The organism is Micrococcus sp. FDAARGOS_333, assembly GCF_002206575.2.
In the GTDB taxonomy this organism is placed as follows: domain Bacteria; phylum Actinomycetota; class Actinomycetes; order Actinomycetales; family Micrococcaceae; genus Micrococcus; species Micrococcus lylae.
The window spans coordinates 1,222,503-1,240,848 of sequence record NZ_NJFJ02000001.1 but is presented as its reverse complement, the minus strand read 5'-3'; the positions used below and the strand labels follow the sequence as shown (position 1 = coordinate 1,240,848).

15 protein-coding genes and 3 pseudogenes are annotated in these 18,346 nt (G+C 71.3%); 8 read left to right on the top strand and 10 right to left on the bottom strand.

The features are described from left to right. Positions 1–128 precede the first annotated feature (128 nt). Together CEQ11_RS05550 and dapA are read right to left on the bottom strand one after the other, a co-directional pair. Entirely contained in the window at positions 129–1,814 is a 1,686-nt protein-coding gene (locus CEQ11_RS05550; protein WP_088477998.1) for a ribonuclease J, read from the bottom strand. Between the two features lie 16 nt (positions 1,815–1,830). Further along, entirely contained in the window at positions 1,831–2,748 is a 918-nt protein-coding gene (dapA, locus tag CEQ11_RS05545) for a 4-hydroxy-tetrahydrodipicolinate synthase (RefSeq protein WP_088477997.1), read from the bottom strand. A gap of 167 nt (positions 2,749–2,915) precedes the next feature. Between dapA and CEQ11_RS05540 the strand changes: the two genes are divergently transcribed. Further along, the gene (locus tag CEQ11_RS05540) at positions 2,916–4,301 is read left to right on the top strand and encodes a heparan-alpha-glucosaminide N-acetyltransferase domain-containing protein (protein WP_193762991.1); all 1,386 of its coding nucleotides are present in this window, start codon (positions 2,916–2,918) and stop codon (positions 4,299–4,301) included. A 72-nt stretch (positions 4,302–4,373) separates the two neighbouring features. Here CEQ11_RS05540 and CEQ11_RS05535 read toward each other — a convergent pair whose 3' ends face one another. The 5 genes from CEQ11_RS05535 to rpsO form a co-directional block, all read right to left on the bottom strand. Then, entirely contained in the window at positions 4,374–4,925 is a 552-nt protein-coding gene (locus CEQ11_RS05535) for a hypothetical protein (RefSeq protein WP_369804916.1), read from the bottom strand. After that, positions 4,918–5,700, bottom strand: a complete 783-nt coding sequence (gene dapB, locus CEQ11_RS05530) for a 4-hydroxy-tetrahydrodipicolinate reductase (RefSeq protein ID WP_067189858.1) — start codon at positions 5,698–5,700, stop codon at positions 4,918–4,920. The genes CEQ11_RS05535 and dapB overlap by 8 nt, the downstream gene beginning before the upstream one ends. A 22-nt stretch (positions 5,701–5,722) precedes the next feature. Continuing rightward, positions 5,723–7,042, bottom strand: a complete 1,320-nt coding sequence (locus CEQ11_RS05525; protein WP_369804915.1) for a M16 family metallopeptidase — start codon at positions 7,040–7,042, stop codon at positions 5,723–5,725. Between the two features lie 523 nt (positions 7,043–7,565). Then, entirely contained in the window at positions 7,566–9,830 is a 2,265-nt protein-coding gene (locus tag CEQ11_RS05520; protein ID WP_088477994.1) for a polyribonucleotide nucleotidyltransferase, read from the bottom strand. 281 nt (positions 9,831–10,111) lie between these two features. Next, positions 10,112–10,381: a 30S ribosomal protein S15 gene (gene rpsO, locus CEQ11_RS05515; RefSeq protein ID WP_067189852.1), complete on the bottom strand. Its 270-nt coding sequence runs from the start codon at positions 10,379–10,381 to the stop codon at positions 10,112–10,114. A 193-nt stretch (positions 10,382–10,574) separates the two neighbouring features. Between rpsO and CEQ11_RS05510 the strand changes: the two genes are divergently transcribed. Further along, positions 10,575–11,714, top strand: coding sequence for a CPBP family intramembrane glutamic endopeptidase (locus tag CEQ11_RS05510; RefSeq protein ID WP_227718756.1), 1,140 nt, complete (start codon positions 10,575–10,577; stop codon positions 11,712–11,714). Positions 11,715–11,752: 38 nt separating this feature from the next. Here CEQ11_RS05510 and CEQ11_RS05505 read toward each other — a convergent pair whose 3' ends face one another. Both CEQ11_RS05505 and CEQ11_RS05500 read right to left on the bottom strand, forming a co-directional pair. Then, positions 11,753–12,685, bottom strand: coding sequence for an FAD-binding oxidoreductase (locus CEQ11_RS05505; protein WP_067189850.1), 933 nt, complete (start codon positions 12,683–12,685; stop codon positions 11,753–11,755). A gap of 73 nt (positions 12,686–12,758) precedes the next feature. Next, positions 12,759–13,418, bottom strand: coding sequence for a class I SAM-dependent methyltransferase (locus CEQ11_RS05500; protein WP_227718755.1), 660 nt, complete (start codon positions 13,416–13,418; stop codon positions 12,759–12,761). A gap of 82 nt (positions 13,419–13,500) precedes the next feature. On the opposite strand from CEQ11_RS05500, the gene CEQ11_RS13115 reads away from it, so the two are divergent. Continuing rightward, positions 13,501–13,692 carry a hypothetical protein gene (locus CEQ11_RS13115; protein WP_067192318.1) on the top strand — a complete coding sequence of 64 codons (192 nt, stop codon included), beginning with the start codon at positions 13,501–13,503 and terminating at the stop codon, positions 13,690–13,692. On the opposite strand, the pseudogene CEQ11_RS05495 reads toward CEQ11_RS13115, so the two are convergent. Further along, positions 13,689–14,685 (bottom strand): annotated as a pseudogene (locus tag CEQ11_RS05495) (IS481 family transposase). The gene CEQ11_RS13115 and the pseudogene CEQ11_RS05495 sit on opposite strands and share 4 nt — an antisense overlap. A 120-nt stretch (positions 14,686–14,805) precedes the next feature. Between CEQ11_RS05495 and CEQ11_RS13455 the strand changes: the two are divergent. From CEQ11_RS13455 to CEQ11_RS13110, 5 genes and pseudogenes are all read left to right on the top strand, one after another. Beyond that, positions 14,806–15,414, top strand: coding sequence for a DDE-type integrase/transposase/recombinase (locus CEQ11_RS13455; RefSeq protein ID WP_088477993.1), 609 nt, complete (start codon positions 14,806–14,808; stop codon positions 15,412–15,414). An 89-nt stretch (positions 15,415–15,503) separates the two neighbouring features. Continuing rightward, positions 15,504–16,705, top strand: a pseudogene (locus CEQ11_RS05485) (IS30 family transposase). Next, a complete protein-coding gene (locus CEQ11_RS12905) occupies positions 16,686–16,856 on the top strand; it encodes a hypothetical protein (protein ID WP_157531301.1) in 171 nt (56 codons plus the stop codon). Before CEQ11_RS05485 ends, CEQ11_RS12905 begins: the two are co-directional and overlap by 20 nt. 202 nt (positions 16,857–17,058) lie before the next feature. After that, entirely contained in the window at positions 17,059–18,129 is a 1,071-nt protein-coding gene (locus CEQ11_RS05480) for an IS110 family transposase (RefSeq protein WP_088477992.1), read from the top strand. Positions 18,130–18,158: 29 nt separating this feature from the next. After that, positions 18,159–18,327: pseudogene (locus CEQ11_RS13110) on the top strand (integrase core domain-containing protein); the annotation flags it as partial. Positions 18,328–18,346: the final 19 nt, after the last annotated feature.

Here is an 18,346-nt window from a genome sequence, read left to right as displayed (position 1 = left end):
GGCGTCCCAGGAGGACACCGCGGGGCTTCGGGCGGCCGGCCTGCAGGCGACGAGCGGCCGGCGGGCCCGGGCGGCGCTGCCGACGCGCGGCCCGTGTGGCGGGCGACGCGCGGCAGGCTGCGCCCCGCTCAGGCCTCGATGACCACCGGGACGATCATCGGGCGGCGGCGCAGCTTGCGGTTGATCCAGGTGCCGATGGTGCGGCGGACGACCTGCTGCAGCTGGTGGGTGGTGTGCGTCTTCTCGGACTGCACGGCCTCCTCGAGAGCGCGGGCGATCTTGGGCTTGATGCCTTCGAACACCTTGGCGTCCTCGGCCACGCCGCGGACGTGGATGTCCGGGCCGGAGATGATCTTGCCGGACTGGCGGTTCACCACGGTGATGACGGAGACGAAGCCCTCCTCGCCGAGCACCATGCGGTCCTTGAGGTCCGCGTCCGAGATCTCGCCGATCGAGGAGCCGTCCACGTAGACGTAGCCGCAGTCGATCTCGCCGACGGCGCGGACGCGGCCGTCCACCATGTCCACCACGGTGCCGTTGGCGGCCAGGACGATGTTCTCCTCCGGCACGCCGGTCTTCTGCGCGATGCGGCCGTTGGCGATCAGGTGGCGGGTCTCGCCGTGCACCGGCATGACGTGGCGCGGCTTGACGATGTTGTAGCTGTAGAGCAGCTCGCCCTCGGAGGCGTGGCCGGAGACGTGCACCTTGGCCATGCCCTTGTGCACCACCTGCACGCCCAGCTTCATGAGGGCGTTGATGATGCGGAAGACGGAGTTCTCGTTGCCCGGGATCAGCGAGGAGGCGAGGACCACGAGGTCGCCCTCCTCCAGCTGGACCTGGTGGTCGCCGTTGGCCATGCGGGACAGGGCGGCCATCGGCTCACCCTGGGAGCCGGTGCACATCAGCACGACCTCGTCGTCCCGGTACTTGTCCACCTTGCGGGCGTCGATGAGCAGGCCCTCGGGCACGTCCAGGTAGCCGAGCTTCGAGGCGATGCCCATGTTGCGGATCATCGAGCGGCCGACGAAGGCGACCTTGCGGCCGTGCTTCGCGGCCGCGTCCAGGACCTGCTGCACACGGTGCACGTGCGAGGAGAAGGAGGCCACCACGATCCGCTGCCGCGCGTCCGCGAAGTAGCGCTCGATGGTCGGGCCGATCTCCTTCTCGGTCATGGTGAAGCCCGGGACCTCCGCGTTGGTGGAGTCCGTCATGAACAGGTCCACGCCCTCCTCGCCCAGCCGGGCGAAGGCGCGCAGGTCCGTGATGCGGCCGTCGAGCGGCAGCTGGTCCATCTTGAAGTCGCCGGTGTGCAGGATGGTGCCCGCGGCGGTGCGGACGAACACGGCGAGCGCGTCCGGGATGGAGTGGTTGACGGCCACGAACTCGCACTCGAAGGGGCCGAAACGCTCGGTGTCCCCCTCCTTCACGGCGAGGGTGAGCGGCTTGATGCGGTGCTCCTCGAGCTTGGCCTCGATCAGGGCGAGGGTGAGCTGGGAGCCGATCAGCGGGATGTCGGACTTGAGCCGCAGCAGGTACGGCACGGCACCGATGTGGTCCTCGTGGCCGTGGGTGAGCACGATGCCCACGATGTCCTCCAGCCGGTCCTTCAGGTACGAGAAGTCCGGGAGGATCAGGTCGACGCCGGGCTGGGTGTCCTCAGGGAAGAGGACGCCGCAGTCGACGACGAGGATCTTGCCGTCGATCTCGAAGGTGACCATGTTGCGGCCGACCTCTTCGAGACCTCCGAGCTGCACGATCCTAAGTGCGCCCTTCTTGAGCTTGGGCGGGGTCTGCAGGCGTGCGCCTGAGGGCATGGTGTGGGTTTCCCTTCTAGAAGGTGATGCCGGCCTCCGCGAGGTCGGCGCGGATGATCGAGAGCTCGTCCGAGGTGGCCTCGACGAGCGGCAGCCGCACGGTGGCGGCCGGGATGACGCCCTGGGCGGCGAGGACGGCCTTGGCGGCGACCGCACCCTGGACGTGGGTCATGATGCCGCGCTGGACCGGGTCCAGCTCGAAGTGGGCCTTCCGGGCGGCGGCGATATCGCCGGCGTTGGCGGCGTCCACGAGCTCGCGGTATTTCGCGGGGGCCACGTGGGCGGACACGGAGACGACGCCCACGGCGCCCAGGGACATCAGCGGCAGGGTGGCGCCGTCGTCGCCGGAGTAGACCACCAGGTCGGTCTCGGCCAGGACGGTGGTCGTGGACTGAAGGTCGCCCTTGGCGTCCTTGAGGGCCACGATGTTCGGGTGCTCGGCCAGGGACAGGAGCGTCTCGGCCTGGATCGGCATCACGGAGCGTCCCGGGATGTCGTAGAGCATGATGGGCAGGTCGACCTTGTCCGCGACCGCACGGAAGTGCGCCGCGATGCCGGCCTGCGGGGGCTTGTTGTAGTACGGGGTCACCAGGAGCAGGCCGTCCACGCCGACCTCGGCGGCCGCCTGGCTCAGGTGCAGAGAGTGGTTCGTGTCATTCGTGCCGGTGCCGGCGACGACCTTCGCGCGCCCGCCGACCGCCTCCACGACGGCGCGGAACATGGCGACGTTCTCCTCGTCCGTGAGGGTCGAGGTCTCGCCGGTGGTGCCGGTGACCACGAGACCGTCGGCGCCGTTGTCCACCAGGTGCTCTGCGAGCGCCTGGGCGGCGTCCAGGTCCACGGAGCCGTCCGGCCGCATGGGCGTGACCATGGCGGGCACGACGGTGCCGAACACGGGGTCGACGGGTGCGAGGCTGGCGCGGATCTCACTCATGGGCCCAGCCTACCGCCCGCCACCTGGGAGAATGGGGCCGTCTCGCCATGCGGAGACGCACCGCCCGCCGTCCGCCGCCGTCTCGGGAGCCTGCCGTGACCTCTGCCTCCTCCCCCGCATCCGGGCGCGGCCCCGCGTCGGATCGCCCGGCCCGTCGTGTGCGGGGCGTGGACGCCGTCCGCGGGCTGGCGGTGCTGGGCATGGTGGCCGTGCATGTGGGGAACCCGACGGCGGTGGACGGCTCGCCCTCCTGGGAGCACCTGGCGTTCGCCGGGCTCGCCTCGGCGGTGTTCGTGGTGGTCGCCGGCGTCTCCCTCGCACTCCACTGGCCCTCTCCCGGCTCCGCCGGCCTCCCGACGACGGACCCTCACCCCCGGCGAACCGCCCGCCTCCTGGTCCGCGCGGGGCTGCTGTTCCTGCTCGGGCTGCTGCTGGGCCTGCTCGAGTCACCGGTGGCGGTCATCCTGTGCCACTACGGCGTGCTGTTCACGCTGGCTCCTGCCCTGCTGCGGCTGCGGGTCCGGACTGCGCTGGCCGCCGGCGTGTCCTGGACCCTGCTCGGACCCGTGGCCGTGTTCGCCCTGACCACGCTGGGCTGGTCCTTCCTGGGCCGGACCGCCGTGTCCGTGGACGGCCGGCTCTGGACCTCGCCGGCTCCCGCCGACCTGCTCCGGCCCGGCGTGCTGCTCTCGGACCTGCTGCTCACCGGCTACTACCCGGTGCTGGCCTGGGGCGGTTTCCTGCTGCTGGGCATCGGACTGGGCCGCGCCGTCGAGGCCGCCCGGGACCGGGGAGAGCTGCCGCGTGCCGCGGGGCGGATGCTGGCGGCCGGCGCGGCGGCCTGGGGAGCCGGTGCCGCCGTGTGGCTGGCCCTCCCCCGCGACGAGTCCCTGCGGGCGCGGATCTCCGCCGCCACGGGCGTGGACCTTCAGACGCTGCGGGCCACCCTGCTGACCGGAGAGCACGCCCTGGTCTGGCTCATCCCGGACCCGCTGTGGCTGGCGCTGGCCGTGCCCCACGGCGGCGGCATGGGCGAGGCGGTGCGCGTCGCCGGGGCGGCCACGGCCCTGCTCGGTCTGGCCGTGCTGCTCGCCGACCGCACTGCGACCGTCGTCCCCTCAGCCGTGGCCTCCGGGCCGCTGCGGGAGCGGGCGTCGGGGCGGGTTCCGTTGCGGGAGCGGGCACCGGGGCGGGTGCCGCTGCGGGAGCGGGCGTCGGGGCGGGTTCCGTTGCGGGAGCGGGCGTCGGGGCGGGTGCCGCTGCGGGTCCTGACCGCGCCGCTCGAGACGGTGGGACGGATCCCACTCACCCTCTACGTCGGACACCTGATGGTGCTCGCGCCCCTGGCCGACGCGGGGCTGCGGGGCCCGTCCGCATTCTGCGCAGACCCCGGCTGGTGCTGGAACACGGACGTGGCCGTGCTCGTGGCGTGGGCCGGCTGCCTCGCCGTGGCGCTGGCCTTCCGCCTGTGCCGGAGCCGGGGACCGCTCGAGGCGGGTCTGCAAGCGGCGGCGAGTGCCGTCGTCGGGAAGCGGGGGCCCGGACCACGCTGAGGCCGGCCGGCAGCACCTGCCCCACAGGCGGACGCCCCGGACGGGCCGGAACGGGGCGGGGAGGCTGAGCGGTCAGCGGCGGGCGGTGCGGGCATCCTCGGTGAAGAGGCGGCCGGCGGTCTGGATCGCGCCGCGGGCGCGGCGACGGTCCCCGGAGGCGTCGTAGGCCAGGCCGAGCCGGTACCAGGCACGCCAGGACTGCGGGGCGGCCTCGGCCTCGATGCGGTAGGTCTCGAACTCGGCGTCCGCCGAGGCGCGGTCGATGCGGCCGCCGGGCGAGCGCGGCAGGTCGTCCACCGGCAGGTTGCCCTCGGCGGCGAGGATCGCGGCCATGCGCTCGGAGAGCAGGCCGAAGCGGATCTCGCGCCACAGGGCCCACAGACCGACCGCCACGATGCCGAGCACGGCCACGCCGATCAGCTTCGCCACCGGCTGCGGGGCCATGACGAAGCCGATCGCCGAGTACACGGCCACGCCGGCGAAGAACAGCAGCAGCAGGGTGACCGCGGCCACCCCCACCTTGGTCAGCAGGGGACGCTGCGGCCGGGGCTCGCCGCCGGTGGCGGCGGCGTCCCGGCGGTCGGGAGCGTCGGCCGGCTCGTGCGGGGTGTGCGGGTCAGTCAAGGTCGAGGTATCCGTCCAGTCCGTACGTCAGGCCCGGGTGCGCGGCCACCCGGCGCAGGCCCAGCAGCACGCCGGGCATGTAGGCGCCGCGGTCGAAGGCGTCGTGGCGGACGGTGAGCTGCTCGCCGGGGCCGCCCATGAGCACCTCCTGGTGCGCCTCCAGCCCGCGCAGGCGCACCGCGTGCACACGCACGCCGTCCACCTCCGCGCCGCGGGCGCCGTCCGGGTCACGCTCGGTGGCGTCCGGGCTCGGGGCCACGCCCGCCTCCGCGCGGGAGGCGGCGATCATCTCCGCGGTGCGCACCGCGGTGCCCGAGGGGGCGTCCAGCTTCGCCGGGTGGTGCAGCTCGACGACCTCCACCGACTCGAAGAACCGGGACGCCTTCGCGGCGAAGGCGGAGGCCAGCACGGAGCCGACCGAGAAGTTCGGGGCGATGAGCACGCCGACCTGCGGGTGCTGGGCAAGCTGGGCCTGCAGGCGCTCACGGCGCTGCTGGACCCAGCCGGAGGTGCCCACCACGGTGTGCAGGCCGTGCTCCACCGCGAACGCCACGTTGTCCGGGGAGGCGTCCGGGACCGTGAGGTCCACCACGTGCGTGGCGCCGGCCTCGAGGACGCGCTCGAGGGGGTCCGTGGAGGTCAGCTCGGCGACCAGCTCCATGTCCTCGGCGGCGGTGACCGCCTCCACGGCACGGCGGCCCATCTTCCCGGAGGCACCCAGCAGGGCGACGCGGATCCGGTCATTCTCGGCTGCGGGGGTGTACTCGGCACTCATGCGCACCAGCCTACGCGCCGGATCAGGCTTCCGGGCCGACCACGACGGACGCCCGCTCCCCCTCCACCAGGCGGGCGGCGACGGCTCGGACGTCCTCGGCGCCGACGGCACGGACACGGTCCAGGGAGCCGGTGAGGTCCACGAACTCGCCGAGCACCAGCTCGGACCGGCCGAGGCGGGACATGCGGGCACCGGTGGACTCCATGCCGAGCACGGTGCCGCCGCAGATCTGGCCGTGGGCGCGGTCCAGTTCCTCCGCGGTGACGTGCTCGGTGGCCATCCTCTCCAGCTCGGCCACCATGAGGTCTGCGACCTCGCTGACGCGGGAGGGCTGGCAGCCCGCATAGAGGCCGTAGTAGCCCAGGTCCGAGTAGCCCGCGGAGAACGAGTAGGTGGAGTACGCCAGCCCGCGACGCTCACGGATCTGCTGGAACAGTCGGGAGGACATGCCGCCGCCGAGGATCGCGTTCATCACGCCCAGGGCGAAGCGGTCCTCGTCCGTGGTGGACAGCGAGCGGCCGCCCACCAGCACGTTGGCCTGCTCCACCTGCTTGGCGAAGCGGTGCATGCCGGGGACGATCGACGCGGCCGCGGCAGCGGTGGTGTCCACGGCGCGGCGCGGGGCCGGGGAGGCTGCCTCGGGCAGGTCCCAGCCGGACCGGGACAGGGCCTCGAGGACCAGGCGGCAGACCTCGTCGTGGTCCAGGCCGCCGGCGGCGGTCACCACGATCTCGTCCGGGCGGTACCAGTGCGCGTAGTGGTCCCACACGTGATCGCGGGTGACGCCGCGGATGGTGTCCGGGGTGCCGCCGATCGGGCGGGCCAGCGGGTGCGCCCCGAGCAGGACCTCCGCGAGGCGCTCGTGGGCGTAGTCCACGGGGTCGTCCGCGTCCATGGCGAGCTCTTCGAGGATCACGCCGCGCTCGGTCTCCATCTCGGCCGGGTCGATCACCGAGGAGGCCAGCATGTCCGTGAGGACCTCGATCGCCATCGGCAGGTCCTCGTCCAGCACGCGGGCGTGGTAGACCGTGGACTCCTTCGCCGTGCCGGCGTTGGACTCCCCGCCGACGCGGTCGAAGGCCGCCGCGATGTCCATCGCGCTGCGGGTGGGGGTGCCCTTGAACAGCAGGTGCTCCAGGAAGTGGGTGGAGCCGAACCCCTGCGGGGACTCGTCGCGGGAGCCGACCGCCACCCAGTAGCCGATCGTCACCGAGCGCTGGTTCGGCATCGCCTCGGTCAGCACGCGCACGCCGCCGGGCAGCACGGAGCGGCGGATCTCACCGGCGCCGTCGTCCGCGAGCGTGCCGGTGTAGTCGAGGGGAATCTGTTGGATGGACGTCACCCGCTCCATTGTTCCGGACCCGGCGCGAGGGTGCGAACCGGGCGACCCGGTGCCGATCCTTCTGGCTCGCCGAACGCCCCGCCGTCACCCCGCGCCGAACCAGAAGAAGTGGGCACTTCCCGGATGCGCGAAGGGGCCAAACCCTCTGGCTCGCCGAACCAGAGGAAGTGGGCACTTCCCGGATGCGCGAAGGGGCCAAACCTTCTGGCTCGGCGATCACCCCTGCGCCACCCCGCGGCGAACCAGAACAAACGGCTACTTCAGCGGGCCGTCAACCGGCCAAACCTTCTGGCTCGCCGAGCCAGAGGAAGTGGGCACTTCCCGAGTGCACGAAGGGGCCAAACCTTCTGGCTCGGCGCAGCGCGCGGGGTGGCCAGCGGACGAGCCGCCCGAAGCGCACCCTCCTCCGGGCACGACGACGGCCCCGCACCGACGAGCTGTCCGCTCGCCGGCACGGGGCCGCGCGTCAGGGCCGATCAGGCCGAGGGACCGTGCAACCCCTCCCCTCACCGGGGCGGGCCGATCAGGCCTCGGTCGACTCCGAGGACTCGACGGCGTCGGCGGTCTCCGCCTCGGCGCCGTCCTCGGCGACCACCGGGGCGAGCGAGAGCTTGCCGCGGTCGTCGATCTTGGTGATCTCGACCTGGACCTTCTGGCCCACGCCCACGACGTCCTCGACGTCGTCCACGCGCTTGCCGTCGTTGAGCTTGCGCAGCTCGGAGATGTGCAGCAGGCCGTCCTTGCCCGGGGTCAGGGACACGAAGGCGCCGAAGGTGGTCAGCTTCACCACGGTGCCGAGGTAGCGCTCGCCGACCTCGGGGACCTGCGGGTTGGCGATAGCGTTCACGGCGGAGCGGGCGGCCTCGGCGGAGGCGCCGTCGGTCGCGCCGATCAGCACGGTGCCGTCATCCTCGATGGTGATCTCCGCGCCGGTGTCGTCCTGGATCTGGTTGATCATGGCGCCCTTGGGGCCGATGACCGCACCGATCTTGTCCTCCGGGATGCGCACCGCGATGATGCGCGGCGCGGTCGAGGCCATCTCGTCCGGGCCGTCGATCGCGGCGTTCAGCACGGACAGGATGTGCAGGCGGGCCTCACGGGCCTGGGTCAGCGCGGCGGCGAGCACGGAGGCCGGGATGCCGTCGAGCTTGGTGTCCAGCTGGATCGCGGTGACGAACTCGGAGGTTCCGGCCACCTTGAAGTCCATGTCCCCGAACGCGTCCTCGGCGCCGAGGATGTCGGTGAGGGCGGCGTACTGGGTCTGGCCGTCCACCTCGGCGGAGACCAGGCCCATGGCGATGCCGGCGACCGGGGCGCGCAGCGGCACACCGGCGTTCAGCAGGGACAGGGTGGAGGCGCAGACCGAACCCATGGAGGTGGAGCCGTTGGAGCCGAGGGCCTCGGAGACCTGACGGATCGCGTACGGGAACTCCTCACGGGAGGGCAGCACCGGCACCACGGCGCGCTCGGCGAGGGCGCCGTGGCCGATCTCGCGGCGCTTGGGAGAGCCCACGCGGCCGGTCTCGCCGGTGGAGTACGGCGGGAAGTTGTAGTGGTGGATGTAGCGCTTGGAGGTCTCCGGCGCCAGGGAGTCGATCTGCTGCTCCATCTTGAGCATGTTCAGCGTGGTGACGCCCATGATCTGCGTCTCGCCGCGCTCGAAGATCGCGGAGCCGTGCACGCGCGGCAGGACCTCGACCTCGGCGGTGAGCTTGCGGATGTCGGTGAGGCCGCGGCCGTCGATGCGGACCTGCTCGCGCAGGATGCGCTGGCGCACGATCTCCTTGGTGACCGAGCCGAACGCCTTGGCGATCTCGCTGCGGCGCTCCTCGAACTCCTTGCCCTCTCCGGCGAGCTCCTCGATGACCTCGGCGTGGTAGGCGTCGGAGGCGGCCTCGCGCTCCTGCTTGTCGCCGATCGAGAAGATCTCGGTCAGGCGCTCGGAGGCGAGCTTCTCCACGGCGGCGTAGGCGTCGTCCTCGTAGTCCTTGAAGACCGGCACGTCCACCGGCTCCTTGCCGGCGCGGGCGGCCAGGTCGGCCTGGGCCTCGCACAGGGTGCGGATGAACGGCTTGGCGGCCTCGAGGCCCTCGGCCACGACCTCCTCGGTCGGGGCGCCGGCGCCCTGATCCTTGATGAGGGTCCAGGCGTCCGGGGTGGCCTCGGCCTCGACCATCATCACGGCGATGTCGTCACCGGCGATGCGGCCGGCCACGGCCATGGTGAAGACGGCGTCCTTCAGCTGGGAGTGCTTCGGGAACGCCACCCACTGGCGCTCGCCCATGCCGTTGTCCAGCAGGGCCATGCGCACGCCGCCGATCGGGCCGGAGAACGGCAGGCCGGAGAGCTGGGTGGACATGGACGCGGCGTTGATGGCCACGGTGTCGTAGATCTCGTCCGGGGCGATCGAGGTGACGGTCACGACGACCTGGACCTCGTTGCGGATGCCCTTGGTGAAGGCCGGGCGCAGGGGGCGGTCGATCAGACGGCAGGTGAGGATCGCGTCGGTGGACGGGCGGCCCTCGCGGCGGAAGAACGAGCCGGGGATGCGGCCCGCGGCGTACATGCGCTCCTCGACGTCCACGGTGAGCGGGAAGAAGTCGAAGCCCTCGCGCGGGGACTTGCCCACGGTGGTGGCGGACAGCATCGACGTCTCCTCGTCGATGTACACCATCGCGGCGCCGGCGGCCTGCTGGGCGAGGCGGCCGGTCTCGAAGCGCACGGTGCGCTTTCCGTAGGAGCCGTTGTCGATGACGGCTTCGGCGAATGTGATCTCAGGACCTTCCATGGTCCCTCCTTTCAGAGACGACGCCCTGCGCGTCCGGAGGCACCGTCCTGGTCTTCGATCGAGGCCCTCGGCGTCCGTCCGCCCGAAGGGGCGGCGGGTCCGGGAGCCACTGTCGAGGACCGCGAAGGGTGCCGGCAGGGGCGTCGGGTGCTTCAGTTGTGGTGACGCGGCAGCGCCAGGTGCGCGGCCGTCGTCGTGGAACAGACTAGAGGCGGCACCGCTACGGGTGGGAGTCCCACGCCGGAGCGGCACCGCCTCGTCATCGCCTGTTCAGCACTGCGTCACTTGCGCAGGCCGAGGCGCTCGATCAGCGAGCGGTAGCGCTCGATGTCGGTGTCCTTGAGGTAGCCGAGCATGCGACGACGGCGACCGACCATGGCCATCAGGCCGCGGCGGGTGTGGTGGTCGTGCTTGTGCTCCTTGAGGTGCTCGGTCAGGTCCTTGATGCGACGCGACAGGACCGCGATCTGCACCTCGGGCGAACCGGTGTCACCCTCGTGGGTGGCGTACTCCGTGATGATCTGCTGCTTGACAGCCGGATCCAGGGCCATGATGAACTCCTTGAGAGTTGTACCGCGAACAGTGGGCCCGGACGCCGGGCGTCCGGGATGCCCGCCACCGCGGACTGCAGCGGGCACCGACCCTCCAGCCTACACGACGACGGCGCCTCGCCCTTTCGTCGCGGGTGCGCCTCCGCCTCAGGGCGGCTCCGCAGCGTCCGGGTGCGTTGCTAGCGTCGTCCGCATGAGTCAGCCGCCGTACAACCCCGCCCTCTTCCCGGATGAGCCGCCGCGCCGCCCGGTGTCCCCCGAGCAGGCGCCCTCCGGGGTGCCGCCGCAGGGCATGCCTCCGCAGCAGGCGCCGTACGGCGTCGCCCCGCAGGGCGGGTCCGGGCCGGGCGGGGCTCCTCCGGCCGCTCCCCCGTTCCCGCCGATGCCGGTGCCGGCGAAGCCCCTGGACCTGCCGCTGATCGGCGCCGACTACTCCCAGGTGCTGCGCACGCCACGGCACCGCTGGTGGCATCCGCTGGGCTCGTCCGGCATCGCCCTGGGCCTGACGATCGTGGTGATGGTGGTGGGCACCCTCGCCATGCTCCCCGCGCTGTTCGCCTCGGCCGGCCCGGACGTGCTCGACGCCCCGGATGCGGTCTACGACGCCGCCTTCGAGTCCGCGCCGATCATGGCGATCAACAACCTGATGCTCGCCGCGCTGATCCCGGTGGCCCTGCTCGCAGTGCGCTGGGGCCATCCGGTGGCGGCCCGGTTCCTGCACTCGGTGACCGGACGGGTGCGCTGGGCCTGGATGCTGCGCTGCACGCTGGTGCTGCTGCCGATCTACCTCGTCTACGTGGTGGGTGCCTGGGCGCTGACCGGGGCGGTGGCCCTGCCGCGCTCCGAGGACTGGGTGTGGATGCTCGTGATGGCGTTCGTGCTCACCCCGTTCCAGGCCGCCGGCGAGGAGTACCTGTTCCGCGGCTGGGTGCTGGCCTCCGTGGGCTCCTGGTTCCGCCACCCGATCGTCGGCTGGATCGTCGGCGGTCTCGTCTCCACGGCGATCTTCGCCCTCGCGCACGGGTCCCTCGACGTCTGGATCCTGCTGGACCTGGGCGCGTTCGCCGCGGCCGCCGTCTGGCTGACGTGGCGCACCGGCGGGCTCGAGGCGGCGATCGCCCTGCACGTGGTGAACAACGTGGTGGTGATCGCCGTCGGCACGCTGATCGGCACCGTGACCGACTCCTACGTGGACCCGTCCACCGCCGGCGACCCGGTGACCGCGCTGGTCTCCGCGGTGTTCTCGCTCGGCTGCGCGGCGCTGCTGGGCTGGCAGGCCTCGCGCGCCGGCATCCAGCGGACCGTCCCGGCGGAGGTCGGCGCCCGCCCCTGAGGCACTTTCGCTCGTGGAACGGGAGGCGGGTCAGGGCCTCAGAGGGACGCTTCGAGCAGGGCCGCCGCCTCGTCCGCGCAGCCCCAGGACAGGGTGACGCCGGCGCCGCCGTGGCCGTAGCAGTGCACCACCGGCGTGGCCCCCAGCGTCTCGGCCGCCAGCCGCACCGCCGGGCGCACCGGCCGCAGTCCCACCCGGTGCTCTCGGACCTGCGCCCCGGCCAGCTCCGGCACCAGCTTCACGGCGCGGTCCAGGACGGCCGCCCCGATGGCCGGGTCCGGGTCGATCCGGGTGTCCGCCGGGTCCGAGGTGCCGCCCACCACGATGTCCTTCTCCCGCGGGAACACGTAGACCGGCTGCTCACCGGTCTGGTCCAGCGTCCAGCGGGTCAGCCCGAACTGCCGCAACAACAGGATCTGCCCGCGCGCGGTGGACATGCTCGGATCCGGCAGCAGCTCGCGCGCCCCCAGCCCGGCGGCCACCACGGTGGGCACGCCGTCGTCCGGGACCGCCTGAAGCCGCCGCCTCTCGATCCGCCCGCCGAACACCTCGACCCTCCGCACCAGCCAGCCCAGGTAGACGCTCATGTCCGCCAGCGGCGCGGCGAAGGCCCAGCCTCCCCCGGGCTCTCCGCCCCGCCCGGCCACGCGACGGAAGTCCAGCACGTCCGCCGCCCACGCAGGGTCCGGCAGCTCCCCCACGCCGACCTCCGTGCCGTCCACGAGGTGCACGCCGGACTCGGGCTCGGATTCGGCCAGCCGGATCAGCTCGGCCAGCGTCCGCACGCCCCAGGCGGTCACCCGGTCCACGGGGGCGGCCAGGTAGGGGTACCAGAGGGCGCCGGCCACCCGGGAGGTGGTCTGCTGCGGGTCCTGCTCCGTCAGCACGGTCACCTCGTGCCCGGCCTCGAGCAGGCGCACCGCGCAGCTCAGTCCGATCACGCCCGCACCGATCACCCGCACCCCTGCCATGTCCGTCCTCCTCGTCTCACGGTCTCCGCCTCAGCGGCTCCGGCCGTCGCAGCGGCCCTGCTCCCAGCCTGCCTCAGCGGCGCCGCGGGCGACGCGCCCGCCACGCCACGGTCAGGTACGGCACCGTCAGCACCGCGTCCTCAGCGTGCCCCAGGTGCTCGTGCAGGTACCAGTCCAGGTTCGCGGTCATCCTCTCCCGCGTCCTCTCCCCCGCCCGCAGCCAGTAGGACCGCGACGCCATCAGCCCGTGCAGCTGCGCCGGCGTCAGCTCCATGGACCAGCTCCAGCGCGCGTGCTCCTCGACGCCGAACGGGGCGGCGAACCGGCGCTGCTCCGGCGCGGCGGCATGGACGTCCCCGGCGTGCATGATCCGCGTCAACCGGTGGACCCACGGCACGGTGGTGTCCAGCTGGTTCCACACGGCCGCCAGCCTTCCGCCCGGCCGCAGCACGCGCGCCGCCTCGGCGCTCGCCGCCGGCACGTCCACCCAGTGCCAGGCCTGGGCCGCCACCACAACGTCGGTGCTGGCCCCCGCCAGGTGCGTCCGCTCCGCCGTGCCCTCGGCCACGCGCACCCCGTCCGGCGCGTGCGCGGCGAGCACGGAGCGCATGGACGCCGCCGGCTCCACCGCCGTCAGGGACGCCGGCCGACGCTCGGCCAGCTGCGCGGTGAACAGGCCCGTGCCGACCCCGATCTCCACCACGTCCGGGCGGGCGGGCAGGGCCTCCAGCACTCAGTCCACGCACGCCTCCGGGTAGGACGGGCGCACCGCGTGGTACTCGCTCGCGGCGGCCTCGAACGCGTTGGGCCGCCCCGTGCGCACGCGGGCCGGGCGCGCGGGCAGAGACGGTGCTGCGGGCGAGGACGGAGACTCGGACGAGGTCGGCGCTGCGGGCGAGGACGGCGACGCGGACGGGGTCGGCCTCTCCGTCGGGGAGGGCCTCTGCAGGGCCACGCTCCTCATCGAGAAGATCGAGCGAATCCACGCGGAGAACTACTCCGTCTAGGTGTGATGTCCAGGGAGGTTGTTGAGCCTGGTGGCAGGCGCTGCGCCGATCGCGGAGTGGACGCGATGATGATTGTAGAAGTGCAGCCATCCAGCCAACGCGGCCCTGCGCTGCGTCTCTGAGCTATAGAACCGGGCGTAGTCCCACCCGTCAGCGAGCGTGCGATGGAACCGCTCGATCTTCCCGTTCGTCTGCGGCCGGTAGGGCCGAGTCCGCTGGGGCTTGATCCCGAGCTCGGTGCAGGCATCACGCCAGGCATGCGAGCGGTAGGCCGAGCCGTTGTCCGAGAGCACCCGCTCCACCTGCACGCCCAGGCGCGCGAAGTAGGCGACCGCGCGGCGCAACACCGCGATGGCCGTCTGGCTGCGTTCATCGGAGTGCCTCTCGACATGGGCGAAGCGAGAGTGATCATCGATCACGGTGTGCAGAAAGCCCACCCCGAGCCGGGGCTGATATCGGGCATCACGGGTTCCTTCGCGGTCCGAGGTCGCCGCGCGGTGCTTCATGCCCTGCTGGCGCCCGACGAATCGGTGTCCGCCCCCGTCGGGGATGCGGCCGAACGTGGTGACGTCGACGTGGATCAGCGAGCCGGGGTGGGGGTGCTCGTAGCGGCGGATCGGCTCGCCGGTGACCCGGTCCAGACGGGCGAGGCGGTTGATCCGGCAGCGCACGAGCACGGCATGGACGGTGGAGGCCGGCATCCTGAGTTCTCCGGCGATCTGTGCCGGCCCCCGGGCGTCGGCGCCATCGGGCGGCCACGATCTGTTTCACCACCGCTGGCGGTGTTCTGGTCGGCGTCGTGGACGGCGGGCTGGACCGGTCTGCCATCCCTGCAGGTCCCTCGGCCCGGAAGCGTGTGGCCCATTTGCGTGCGGTGGGTGGGCAGACCATGAACATCTTGGCCGCGGTGGCGACCGGCCAGTGTTCCTCGACGATGAGCTTGGCCAGGCGTAGGCGGGCGCGAGGGGTCAGGGCGGCGTGAGCGTGGGACATGAAGGCCTTCTGTTCGCGTGAGCGGTTTCTCGACAACTCCACTCTCGCAACGGAAGGCCTTCGCCTGTCAGCTGTTCACGCAACAACGTCCCTGGACATCACATCTAGGGGGTCAGGAAGATGCGCCAGGCGATGACCCGGGCCGGCTGGCAGGTAGGCCGTGACCAGACCGCCCGTCTCATGCGCGCTGCCGGCCTGCAGGGAGTGCGCCGTGGCCGAAAGCCGATCACCACACGGTCGGCAAGCGTGCCAGATGCACGGCCGGATCTGGTCGAACGCCGCTTCACCGCTGAGCGCCCGCATCAGCTGTGGGTCGCTGACATCACCTACGTCCGGATCCTGACGGGCTTCTGCTACGTCGCGTTCATCACCGACGTCTGCTCCCGGAAGATCGTGGGCTGGGCCGTCTCGGCCTCGCTCCACACCGCTGGGCTGCCGCTGCTGGCCCTGGAACACGCTCTCCTGAGCACTGGTGCCAGCCGGGGCCGGGAAGGTCTGATCCACCACTGGGACCGAGGCGCCCAGGGTGGATTCAATCGGTCGTCGCAACACCCCCGGAACCACTGGAGGTATTGGCGATGGCTAGCAAGGACTGGGCGAGGAAGATCAGTGACGTGCCCGAGGGCACACGCCGGCAGTGGAGAGCGGATCGGGCGTTGCGGGCCCCGATGCGCTCTCCGGGCAGGCCGCAGCCCTCACGGGATGTCCAACGCCAGTTCTGGCGTGTGATCGCCACCGGCGTCACCACGGTCGAGGCATCCCTGAGGGTGGGTGTGTCCTGGCCCGTCGGGGCGCGCTGGTTCCGCCACGCTGGCGGGATGAGCCCACTGCCCCTGGCCGAGCCCACCGGCCGGTACCTGTCCTTCGCTGAGCGTGAGGAGATCGCGATCCTCCACGCCCAGGGCCACGGGGTCCGCCAGATCGGGCGTGCCCTGGGACGTGCCCCGGGCACGATCAGTCGTGAGCTGCGCCGCAACTGCGCTACACGTTCCGGGAGGAAGGAGTACCGGGCCACAGTGGCGCAGTGGAAGGCCCAAGAGGCAGCCAAGCGGCCCAAGCCGGCGAAACTGGCCACGAACCAGCGGCTGCATGACTACGTCCAGGCGCGGCTGAACGGGGTGGTCCTGGGCCCTGATGGCGTGGCCGTGCCAGGACCGGTCGGGCCAGGGTTCAAGGGGCGGAAGATGAAACCGCGCCGGGCGGACCGGCGGTGGTCCACGGCGTGGAGTCCTGAGCAGATCAGCCGCCGGCTGCCTATGGAGTTCCCGGATGATGAGTCCATGCGAATCTCTCACGAGGCGATCTATCAGTCGCTGTTCATCCAGGGGCGTGGGGCGCTCAAGCGTGAGCTCGTCGCGTGTCTGCGTACCGGGCGGGCTCTGCGCGAGCCGCGGGCACGCACCCGGAACAAGCCCCAGGGCCACGTCACCGAGGATGTGGTGTTCAGCAAGCGCCCACCCGAGGCCGCTGATCGTGCTGTGCCCGGCACTGGGAAGGGGACCTGATCATCGGAACAGGGCGTTCAGCGATCGGGACGCTGGTCGAGCGCTTCAGCCGGGCCACGATCCTGGTCCACTTGCCCCGCCTGCAGGGATGGGGCGAGCAGCCGGCGGTGAAGAACGGGCGCTCCCTGGCCGGGTACGGGGCCGAGGCGATGACCGCGGCCTTGATCAAGGCGATGGCGCACGTGCCGGAGCAGCTGCGGCAGACCCTGACGTGGGACCGGGGCAAGGAGCTGGCCGGGCATGCCAGGTTCACGATGGCCACGGGCACGAAGGTGTTCTTCGCTGACTCGCACTCACCATGGCAGCGGCCGACGAATGAGAACACGAACGGGGTGCTGCGGCAGTACTTCCCGAAGGGCACGGACCTGTCGAGGTGGTCGGCTGAAGACCTCGCAGCAGTCGCGTACACCCTGAACAACAGGCCCAGGAAGGTCCTGGACTGGAAGACGCCCGCGGAGGTCTTCGCTGAGCAGTTACGCTCGCTCACGTCGAACGGTGTTGCAACGACCGGTTGAACCCACCCAGTACGTCTCCCTGGCGTACTCGGACGCGCTCATCACCGCCGGGGTGACCGCTTCGGTGGGCACCGTCGGCGACAGCTATGACTGTCAGTCTCTGAGGGCCGGATTCCGCGAGGATGAGGAAGTCCTGGCCGTGGTGCTCTGACCCATCTCTACGATTGATCCGCATGGTGTCTTGGCGTTGATCTGTCGGGCCCGCGGCCGGGCACGTACGACCACTGCCGCCGGTCCGGGCGTGGCCTGATAGGAGCCTGGAGCATTTTCGTGACCGTGTCCCCGTGACAGTCCTGTCCGCCCACCGGCGTCGGTGCCGCCCCCGCACCCGTAGCCGAAGGACAGCCTCGTACATGAGCCAGATCACCCCCACCCGTTCCGGTCACGTCGTGATCGGCGTGGACACCCATAAGCACATCCACGTGGCCGCCGTCATGGACTCGATCGGTGGGATTCTCGCGACCGGCACGATCGCCACCGACCGTGCCGGTTACCAGCAGCTACTGGAATGGGCCGCGGACTACGGCACCATCATCGCGTTCGGCATCGAGGGCACAGGCTCCTACGGGGCTGGTCTGGCCTCGTACATCCGTCGCCAGGGGCACAAGGTCGTGGAAGTCTCGCGCCCAGACCGGCGCCTGCGTCGGTTGAACGGGAAGTCCGACACCTTGGACGCTGAGAACGCGGCCCGCGCAGTCCTCGCGGGTTTCGCCACCGCCACGCCCAAGAGCGCCGACGGGAGCGTGGAAATGATCCGTCAGCTCAAAGTCGCTCACGACACTGCGGTCAAAGACCGCTCTGCAGCGATGATCACGTTGAAGGCGATGCTCGTGCACGCCGAAGAAGATCTACGCAAGGTACTGCAGGGGAAGATGCAGAAGATGATCGCCCGCCACTGCGCTTCCCTGCGCCCCCGCGCGCTGAGCACGCCGGAGGAGGCCAATCGCCATGTGCTCCGGTCGCTGGCCAGGCGGTGGCTGTCGTTAAACGAGGAGATCCTCGAGCTCGAGGCCATGATCAAGGGGCTCGTGATCGCGCCTGCGCCGCACCTGCTCGACCAGTTCGGGATCGGCGTGGACACGGCAGCGGAGATCCTCATCGTGGCCGGGGACAATCCCGAACGGATCAAGAGCGAGGCAGCATTCGCCAAACTCGCCGGCATCAGCCCCGTGCCTACAGGTTCAGGGATGAGCAGCGGAAAACATCGGATCAATCATGGCGGTCACCGTCAGCTGAACGCAGCCATCTACAGGACAGTCATCGTGCGGATGCGCTTCCATGAGCCCACGATCGCCTACGTGGCACGACGCACCGCGGAGGGCAAGTCCAAGCGCGACATCATTCGCTGCCTCAAGAGGTACGTGATCCGCGAGGTCTACCACCTCGTGAAGACCAACCCTCGCACCGGTCAGATCGCGAGTTGACAACTATAGGAGCATCAACGCCCTGGCTTCAGAGCGTGCACGGCCTCTACAAGGTAAGAGCTCATCCACTCCAAGCGGGTCTGGGAGCCCGTGCAGGCGGTCGAGCTGGCCACCATGGGGTGGGTGCACTGGTGGAACACCTCCCGTCTTCACGAGGCCGTGGGCTATCGCACGCCCACCGAGCTCGAGGCGGCCTACACTCACGACGAAGACTCAG